The sequence below is a fragment of the Fusobacterium varium genome (assembly GCA_021531615.1).
GTDB lineage: Bacteria > Fusobacteriota > Fusobacteriia > Fusobacteriales > Fusobacteriaceae > Fusobacterium_A > Fusobacterium_A varium_C.
In genome coordinates, this window is record JADYUE010000064.1 from 1 (window position 1) to 9,579 (window position 9,579).

The window sequence follows — 9,579 nt, forward strand, 5'->3', positions numbered from 1 at the left end:
CATAGCATTTTCCCTTTTTAATTGTTCATTTTCGATTTTTAACTTTTCAATTTCTTTTCTAAGTTTGACGATTTCAAGTAACAAATCTTCAATTTTAATTTATAGCTGAGTAGTTACGATTATCTATTTTGATTTTTTCTATTTTTTTTAATCTTTCTATTTCTGTTTTATTTACCATTATTTGTTTCCTTTTTGAAGTTTGACTTATCATTTTTATCTTATTTTTCCAATAAAGATTTTATTTTACAAAGTAGCTTATTTAATTTATCTTTTTCCTTTTGATTCAAATTATCATATTTTTCTTTTATTTGAGTTTGAAGGAATGTTAGTTCTTCCATTTCAAAAACAAGCTCTTCTTTTGGAGAATCTTCAATTAATAATGGCTCTACTTTTTTATTTATTATATCAACAGCTGCTTGATATTCTATTCCTTCTATATCTATTTTCTCTAATAATTCTTGTTCCTTATATAATTTTTCAACAGCTTTTACAGGTATTATCGAGATTATATGTTTAGCTGAATTATTACTAGCTTTTTTGTATAGTTCATATCTTTTTCTATATCTCAAAGCTGTATCTTGTTTATAACCTGACACAAGTAAAAATCTAGTATATAATCCATCTTTTCCTTGACCTGCTAATTTTTCAAAAACTTCTGTAAGTTCTTTTCCTATAATTATATTACCTGCTCCATTTATTGTTAAAAGCTCTAGTGTCTTTTTATTTAAAAATTCTATAAGGTTTTTATCATCTGTTAAGTCATTATATAAATCTGTAGGTATTTGAAAAATCTTTTCCATATTATTATTAGGTAGTGTTAAAGATTTTTCTTGATTTTCTACCACAGCTTTTTCTTCTGTTTCTTTTTTTCTAGCTGCTAATTTTGCTTTAAATAACTCTTGGGTTCTATTATTTACTTTTGCCATTATTGTCCTGCCGTTGCCAAAAATCTATAAAAATATAGAAATTTGTTTATTTCCTTCTTCACAGAATCTGATTTTGCCGTAGCTACTTTCATTTGATGTAACTCTCCAAAGGCTTAAATTCGGATACAACGCGTCCTACACATTAGCATTTTCTTCTTTTTGAAATTATGCTAATTTATACATAGATAAATTTAGTGAAGCATTATAATCTCTATCAATCACCGCTCCACAATGTGGACATCTATAAACTCTATCTTTTAATTTTAAATCTTTCTTTATAAAGCCACATTCACTACAAGTTTTTGATGAGGGATAAAATCTATCTGTTATTACTAATTCAATTCCATATAACTCTGTTTTGTATGTTAAATATTTTCTAAATTTATTAAAACATTGTTTTCTTACTGAATTAGACAGATGTTTATTTTTCAGCATTCCAGAAACATTCAAATCCTTTATTACAATTCTGTATGGTTTGGTTTTCACTATATTTGTTGTAACTTGATGAAGATAGTTATTTCTAATATTAGCTAATTTCCTATGTATTAGTTTTGTTGTATTCTCTAATTTCTCTATATTTTTAGTTTTTATAAATTGACAACGTCCACCTCCCTCTTTTTTAATTTTATTCATCTCATATTTTCTACTAATTTGTCTTTGTTTCTGTTTTAATCTTTTTTCCAAATTTTTAACTTCTTTAGTTTTATTAATATTTTTAAAAACTTTTCCATCTGAACAAATAGCTAAATCTTTTAATCCTAAATCTATACCTAATGAAATATCTGTTAATTCTTCCTGCTTTTTATCAACTTCCACTCCTACGGATATATACCAGTATTTATTATCATAAGTAACTCTAGGATTATTATATTTAACATTCCTTGGTATTTGTTCATTTGTTTTTATCCACCCTATTTTTTCAATCAAAACTTTTTTCTCTTTAACTTTTAATTTTACAGGATCGTTATAAAAACTAGGTTTACTTTTCTTTTTACTTTTAAATTTTGGCTTATTAACTAAACCTTTAAAAAAACTTTTATAGGCATTACAAGCATCTTTTACAGCTTGTTTAGCAACAGTATTTGACACTTCATTTAACCAAGTTAGTTCTGACTTCTTTAATTGAGTTAATTCTTTTCTAATAGTTCCATCGCTAATAAATTTACCACCATTTTTATAATTTTCTTCCTGTTTTGTAAGAGTATAGTTATAGATAAACCTAGCAGTTCCTACAGATTGCCACAATTTTTGTTCTTGCTCTTTAGTTGAATAAATTCTAACTTTCTTCGCAAGTATCATCTTCTATTAACTCCTTAATCATTTTTTATGTTATTTAATATTATATAAATTTACATATTTTTAATAACAGTTCTAAGCCTTCCTTCTTTAATAACTAAGTAGCACAATGCAATTTATTTTTTACTTTCTCGCACCGTGCGAGAAAGTAAAATTATAATTTTAGAATAACATCTAATAAAGATTCTTGAGCTGCTGCAAGGATTTTAGCTCTACTTTCCCAAATAGTTTTACCCTTTCTGGCTAAAGTTTCTACTTGTGAAAGTTCTTTAATAGGCTCAGGGAATACTATATCTGTTCCCTCTATTGCTTCTTTAATATCTTTTAAGATTCCTTTTTGAGTTGCTGTTGGTCTATATTTATTAACTATGATAGAATGTATCTTTTCTACTCCTGTTTCTTTTATAACGTTTATAGCCCCTTTAAGTGTTGGATTATCACAGAACATAGGAATAATAACTTTGTCTGAACAAGCAACGAAAGTACTATCTATTTTCATTGTAGGAATACTGTCAATTAAAATATAATCATATTCCTCTTGCATTTTCTTTATAAATTCAGGCAATTTTTCCAAGAATCTATCGGTAAAAAGAGAACTCTTAGTAGGAATAAAATAAAGATTAGTTCTTAGTTTTACTGTTTCAACCTTATCATTCATTACACAATATCTAAGGTCTTTTTTGAAATCTATCTTATCAACTTCATCATCAGATAAAGTATAATCTAAAATATTATTTTGCGAATCTGATGTAAGTAATAGCACTTTTTTGTTCTGCATAGCAAGTCCGTATCCTAGCTGAACAGTTAAAAAAGTTTTACCAATTCCACCTTTGTTTACTTTGATACTAAAAACTTTCCCCATCTCTTTTTTACTCCTTTCTATTACAATTTTATCATCTACCTCTATAACTTCTACTTCATTATCCTCTGAAGTAAGGTTCATTGCCTTTATAACTGCTGAAGGAATATTTAATCTAGTTATTAAATAATCTTTATCCTTATACACTTTTGTAAAATTAAGTTTTATATTTTTTTCTATAATATTTTTATCCTTTGATTTAATAGGATTTTCAAAACTTCCTTTTTGTATTGTTATTTTATTATCTTTAAAAGAAAATTTTATATCATTTTCTTTTATTGAGATACCTAAAATCTCTATCATTTCTCTATCTACATTTAACACTGCACTACTTATAACATTTGGATTTTCTTTTTTATAAAAAATACCTATTCTCTTTTTCATCTTACCACCCTTCCAAAAATCAGGTAAATTTTAATCATCAGTTTTTAATTTATTTTCCTGCTCTAATATATCATATTCTTTTCTTAATTCCAATAATAACTCTTCTTCACTTGGTAAATAAAGCATATACTTTGAAGCAAATATCTGTTTTTCCCCTTTAGGTAAAGTATACTTTACTATTGAATCGCTTTTATCTGCACAAAGAACTATTCCTATAGGAGGATTATCTCCCTCATTCATCATTTCTTCTTGAAAATAATGAACATACATTTGCATTTGACCTAAATCCTGATGAGTTAAATCTTCAAGTTTTAAATCAATAAGAACAAAACACTTTAAAATATAGTTATAAAAAACTAAATCTATATAAAAATGTCTTCCATCAAAAGTTATTCTTTTTTGTCTAGCAACAAAAGAAAATCCTCTTCCAAGTTCTAATAAAAATTTCTGTAAATGATTTATAAGAGATTGCTCTAAGTTTTTCTCTAAAAAATCTATATTCTCAGGTAATCCTAAAAATTCTAAAACATAAGGGTCTTTTATTATATCTTCAGGTCTATTTTTTTAGGTTCTAGCTTATATATCTCTTGAAAAACTTTCTCTTTATTTTTACTTGATAAAATTCTCTCATAAAAAAGTGTCGTTATTTGTCTTTCAAGCTGCCTTGTACTCCAGTTAGATTTTATAGTTTCCTCTATATAAAAATTTCTAGCATTCTCATTTTCTATTCTCATAAGAAGTCTATAATGTGTCCAACTCAATTCGCTACGCAGTGCGTAGCTTTTTGGAAAAGTTAAATAAAACTGTCTCATATTTTTTAGATTAGCTACTGTAAATCCTTTTCCAAATTCCTTAGTCATCTCTTTAGAAAGATTTTTTAGTAGTGCTATTCCATATTCAGCTTTTTCATTGCCGCTTTGTTTTTCTACTATTATTCTTCCTATATTCCAATAAGCCTCTACCATAGCATTATTTGTAGCTTTATAAACCTTATTTCTAGCTTCTTGCAGTATTTTTCTTACTTCTTCAAAAATAATTTTTTCCTGAATTTCTAATACCATTTTTAACCTCTTAGTTTTTGTCTTTTTTAATACTCTTATTGTTTTTTCTATATGTTTATGATATAATTAATGTGCGGAGGGGGTATATCGTAAGGTTGCCCTTTTTTTATTTGTCTTATATAAAGAAAGGCTCTTATTTCTAAGAACCTTTCTATTTTTTTATCCTATTGCTGCAAAATTATCTTTTAGAAACCAATTCAAAGAAATCTCTATAATGTTTTTCTGTTTTGAATTGGTGTTCAAAGATAACTTCTCCTTTTCTTTTAATAACCACAGTAACACTTCCATCTAAATTGTAATGTAATTTCATATGCTACCTCCATAATTTTAATATTTTTAAGGAGCTAAATACATTACCTTTGCGGAGGGGATATATTATAGTTCCTTTTTATATTATATATCATATTACATTTTTTCAAAAAAGTCAATCAAAATTTATTTTTTTGTGTTGACTTCTTGAAATTAATCTTCCATTCCATTAGAAATCCAAGTATCAAAACCTATTTTTACAATATTTGCCGTATAATATCCTCCATTTTTATCATCTGAATGATATGTAAACCAACTTTTAGGGTCTTTAGTTTTGTCTTTTTCTACCAGCAAATTTATAAAGTTATTATAACTAGACTCTGAATAAACTAAAGGAGAATTTCCATTTTTATTTCCAATTGATGAAAGATTAGAAGCCTTTGTAAATGCTTTTCCTATCCAGACTTTATTATTAATTCCAACATCTTTACGCCCTGCTTTAACCACTAGTTCCTGAGCTGTAGACATACCAATTCCAACTTTTATTTGTGGTAATGAACGCTTTTTTAATAATTCATTTAACATTCTCATATAAATATTAATATAAAATGTTTTATCTGCTAATTCATATTCATCATTTTTATTTGGAGAAGTATAAATAGCATATACGCAATCTCCACGAATACCAATTTCACGATAATTAGGGTCATCTTTAAGAATTGAAATTATCTCTGAACAAAAACTTCTTATAATACGAGCTGTATTCTCATTTAGACTTTTAAATAATTTACTAGAATCTACAATATCAATAAATAAAGCTCCTACCCACGCTTTAATTCCATTTTCATAAGTAAACTCCGAATCAGATAAAGGAATAGTACTCCTTTCTTCAATTTTAGTTGAAGATTTTAATATTTTTTCAACTGTTTCTTTTGATTTTTGATAGTCATACATTTTATCACCTTATAATTCTATTCCATAGGTTTTATTTTTTCTTCTATAAAATTAATTTCTTCCTCTGCTACTTATGGACAAATAAGTTTAATATTAATATTTATTACTAAATTTTTTGTTATAAGTTCTTGAGGAAAATATGAAGTTCCTTTATCTGTATAATAATCTGTAGCTCAATAAATATTTTTTTGAGTTGTTCTATCTTTTATAAGAGTATCAAATAATTTTTCAGAAATATTTATAAGGTCTTGTTTTATAATGTCTATCATAAGTATTTCCCCTTTTTTATCGTTTTTAAAATTTAAGAATCAATATCATTAATTTTAATCATTGATTTTATTTTTTGTTAATGATTATTTGATATTGATTAGTGTAGAAATCCTGCTCACAAGTGAGCAAGTTTTCCGCTCACAAGTGAGTGGCTTTTTTGCTCACTGTAAATTAAATTTTTTAGTGAACGATACAGTGATGTAAATTCCGCTCACTATGCGTTCACTTAGGTATTTATTAAGTTTATAAACATTAAAAAATTTTTATAGATAGTCATATTTTTAGTTCACTTTCGTTCACTAAAGTTAAAATTTTTTATAAATTCGTTCACTAAATTAATTTTTTTTGTTCACTAAATTAGTAAAAATCGTTCACTAAATTAATTTTAATAAAATCTTGCTCACAGTCGTTCACTTAGATATTTATTAGTTTTAAATGAATAAATTGATAAAAAACTTTAAGGGAATGATTCACTTATTTTTTTAGATTTTATATAATTTTTGATTTGTGCCGTTCACTTCCGCTCACTAAAATGGAAAGCCTGATTTTAAAAGAAAAGGCAGCCTTGGTAAGCTGCCTTTAAAATTTAATATTGATGATTTTTCTAGTATAATATCGCTCACACTTCGTTCACTTAGATATTTATTATAGTTATAGAAGTGAAAGTTAAATTTTATGTTTGCTCACATATTTGTTCACTAAATTTTTATAAATTATTTTCCGCTCACATATGCGTTCACTAAATTTTTTATAAATTATCTTTTCGCTCACACCTCGTTCACTTAGATATTTATTGATATTATAACTAACTAGCTTCTTCTAAGTGTTTCTTTAAGATTTTGATAATGTAAGGTCTTATTGTTGAAGAAAATAGAATAGGATTTTTTCTCATCTCATTTAAAAAAGTTAAGCTTATTTTTTGTGATGAAGAACATAGTTCTACAGCTTCTTTTTCTATTCTTTCTTTTTCTTCAAAAGAATAATTTTCATATTCACTCATTAACTTATCATCATCTTCATTAGGTGTAAAGATGTCATTTTTTACTTCTTTGATTGAATTATAAGAAATAGATTTAGTATCTTTTTTAGATTCTGATTTTTTTTCTTCTGTCTTCTTTTCTTTTGAAGAAGCTTTAGATACAACTTGTCTTTCTCCTTTAGCAATTTTACTAGAGAATAATGCTCCAATGTTTTTAACTTCAGGAGTTGCCTTGATGTTTTCATAAGTTTCTTTTAAATAAAGAATTACATCATTATCACTCATTTTTTCTCTAAGTTTTTTTACAGCCTGTTGATTTTTATAAGTGTATGAAATATCAAATTTTTTAAATAGTTCTTCAAAATCTTTTTCATCAAAGACAAGCTCAGGAATTATAGCGTCTTCCTCTTCAGGTTCTTCTTCTAAAAAGCCTTTGAAGTCAGCTATTTTATTTATAAGAACATCTTTTGTATCTTTTCCTGAGTAACTTATATTTAACTCTTTACACATAATTCTTAAATTTTTGAATGTTATATTTTTTAAGTCCTGAACTGAAGAAGCTTCAGATTTAGGATTAACTGGTATAATACCCTGTGCAGGAGTTCCACCTTGAAGAATTTTTTCTTTTTCTTCTAATATCTTTTCTATTATTTCTAACTTAGTATTTTTACCTGAATAAGATACTTTAAATTTCTTGCAGATAAATCTTAAATCTTTAAAAGTTAGATTTGATAAAGTAGCTTCAGATACATTCAAAAGATTTGATATATCTTCCTGCTCCTTATTTTCAAAAATGATTCTCTCATAAGAAAGTTCCATAGCAGTTTTATTAAGACTCATTATATCATTAATTTTTTGAAGGTTTATTTTGTAGTAAGTTTTAAGTGGAATACCTTCTCTTTTTATAAATACAAGTTCTTTTTCAGCTGCTGTGTTTTTAAGTTTTGATACTTGTGAACTTGTAAGCCCTGTCATAAGCATTATATCCATATCTGTAGCATAGAAATAACCATCTTTGGTAAGTTCTCCATTGTATTTATGATATTTTTCTTTATCAAGCAAGAATACAATGAAAGCTCCAAGTACAAGACCACAATAAGAGTTAAGCTTTCTGTTTAGTATGAAGTAAGAATCTTGGGTAAGTAAATCATAAATGCGTTCGTTTTTCTCGTGATTAGATTTAATCATACCGCTCCCCTCCTTACTTCAGGGATTTTTTGCACCATAGATTCCTCCATAAAAAGTAGTCCTATAATACTAACAAATATTAATATATTATTTGTTTTATTGGACATTAAGCCCTGATAAAAAAATAAAACCAACTTATTTTGGAGTTGATTTTTTATTTTTTCTATGGTAGTATATAGATGTAAATTAATTAAATTTACTCAAATAAAAAAACAACTAATGATTATTCGTTAGTATTAGTAAAAAAAGTTTCTTGGTTGCCGCCGTGGGAACTTTTTTTATTTACTTTTTTCTTTTTAATTTATTTTATTGCTTATAATAATGATACTTGTTTTCATTTGAAAAGTCAATCAAAATTTTAAAAATATATTTGATTTTATAATTTTTGGCGGCATATAAAAAAAGAGACTCTAAAATCAAGCGACATTTTTCGTATCACCTAAATTTTAGAATCTCGTAATGTAACTACTCAGCTATGTAGTTACAAAAAATAAAAAATCAGCTAAAATTAGGAGAATTTGCTTAGTGCGGATTCTCCTTTTTAACTGATTACTGGAAGCATTATGTCACATAACTCAAAAATACTTTTTAATGCTTCATATTGATTTTGCCCATTCTTTTTCATTGTCGCAATATACCCTCTTACTCTGCAATAAATTTCGCTTCCTAAATCGCTTCTGAATGCTCCTTGGACTTTACTTTTGATTTTCACATTTCTAATTTCTCTTTCAGCAGCATTATTGGTAAACAAAGATGAATCTCTTTCTAAAAAGAATGTTAGGACATCTTCATATCTTGATAATCTTTTAAGAAGATTAAAGGCTTTACTTCGTTTTTTCTTACCTCTTCCTACTTGAGTATTATCAAATGGATAGTGTATTCTTTCTTCTAAATATCCCTGTTCAACTGCAAACATGTATTTTAGATAAAAATCAAGTTCTGTTTTTTCATCTATTTCTGTCCCTGAATCAATCATATCCTTTAAGGTAAAGAGTATATCTTTTACTTTAGTAGGAAATTTTAAATCTGTATTTTCCTCTAGAAAGTTAAGTTCTCTTAATAGATGAGCATTACAAAGTGCATGAGTAACATTAAAACAATCATAAGCATACCAACAGTCATGTGATAATATTCCATGAAAATTAGGTAGAATTCCAGCTTCAACAATTGCTTTTTTTCCTCTATTTCTATGTGAAGTAAGTACTGTTAATTTATCATTTGAAAAAGAATGTATCCAGCGCATCAAACCATTTACTTTAGTTCCAGTTTCATCAGCATGAGCAATTTCTGATTTTGCTAACTGTTCTTTAAAGAAATTTTCTACTTTTTCAAGTTTAGCATGAGCTGTTTTTAGGGTATTGTATATTGTTCCTTCACTTATTTTAAGATTAAAAACATCAATTAAAAGTTCAG

Annotated in this window: 6 protein-coding genes and 1 pseudogene; all 7 read right to left on the reverse strand. The window is 26.4% G+C overall.

The window, feature by feature from the left end:
* Nucleotides 1-218: 218 nt before the first annotated feature.
* A complete protein-coding gene (locus I6E31_12100) occupies nucleotides 219-926 on the reverse strand; it encodes a hypothetical protein (protein MCF2640702.1) in 708 nt (235 codons plus the stop codon).
* A gap of 165 nt (nucleotides 927-1,091) precedes the next feature.
* Nucleotides 1,092-2,225, reverse strand: coding sequence for a transposase (locus I6E31_12105; protein MCF2640703.1), 1,134 nt, complete (start codon nucleotides 2,223-2,225; stop codon nucleotides 1,092-1,094).
* Between the two features lie 151 nt (nucleotides 2,226-2,376).
* Nucleotides 2,377-3,465, reverse strand: a complete 1,089-nt coding sequence (locus I6E31_12110) for a ParA family protein (protein MCF2640704.1) — start codon at nucleotides 3,463-3,465, stop codon at nucleotides 2,377-2,379.
* Between the two features lie 30 nt (nucleotides 3,466-3,495).
* A pseudogene (locus tag I6E31_12115) lies at nucleotides 3,496-4,526 on the reverse strand (DUF1016 family protein).
* Between the two features lie 462 nt (nucleotides 4,527-4,988).
* Nucleotides 4,989-5,729: an adenylate cyclase gene (locus I6E31_12120; GenBank protein MCF2640705.1), complete on the reverse strand. Its 741-nt coding sequence runs from the start codon at nucleotides 5,727-5,729 to the stop codon at nucleotides 4,989-4,991.
* Between the two features lie 1,075 nt (nucleotides 5,730-6,804).
* Complete coding sequence (locus tag I6E31_12125) at nucleotides 6,805-8,166, reverse strand: hypothetical protein (GenBank protein MCF2640706.1); 1,362 nt, start codon at nucleotides 8,164-8,166, stop codon at nucleotides 6,805-6,807.
* A gap of 541 nt (nucleotides 8,167-8,707) precedes the next feature.
* Nucleotides 8,708-9,579 (reverse strand): IS66 family transposase (locus I6E31_12130; protein ID MCF2640707.1); only part of this gene is annotated, 872 nt, incomplete at its 5' end.

Excerpts from the sequence above, each read along its gene's own strand:
- I6E31_12105 (MCF2640703.1), bottom strand. The coding sequence starts at position 2,225 with ATGATACTTGCGAAGAAAGTTAGAATTTATTCAACTAAAGAGCAAGAA.
- I6E31_12110 (MCF2640704.1), bottom strand. The coding sequence starts at position 3,465 with ATGAAAAAGAGAATAGGTATTTTTTATAAAAAAGAAAATCCAAATGTT.
- I6E31_12100 (MCF2640702.1), bottom strand. The coding sequence starts at position 926 with ATGGCAAAAGTAAATAATAGAACCCAAGAGTTATTTAAAGCAAAATTA.
- I6E31_12120 (MCF2640705.1), bottom strand. The coding sequence starts at position 5,729 with ATGTATGACTATCAAAAATCAAAAGAAACAGTTGAAAAAATATTAAAA.
- I6E31_12125 (MCF2640706.1), bottom strand. The coding sequence starts at position 8,166 with ATGATTAAATCTAATCACGAGAAAAACGAACGCATTTATGATTTACTT.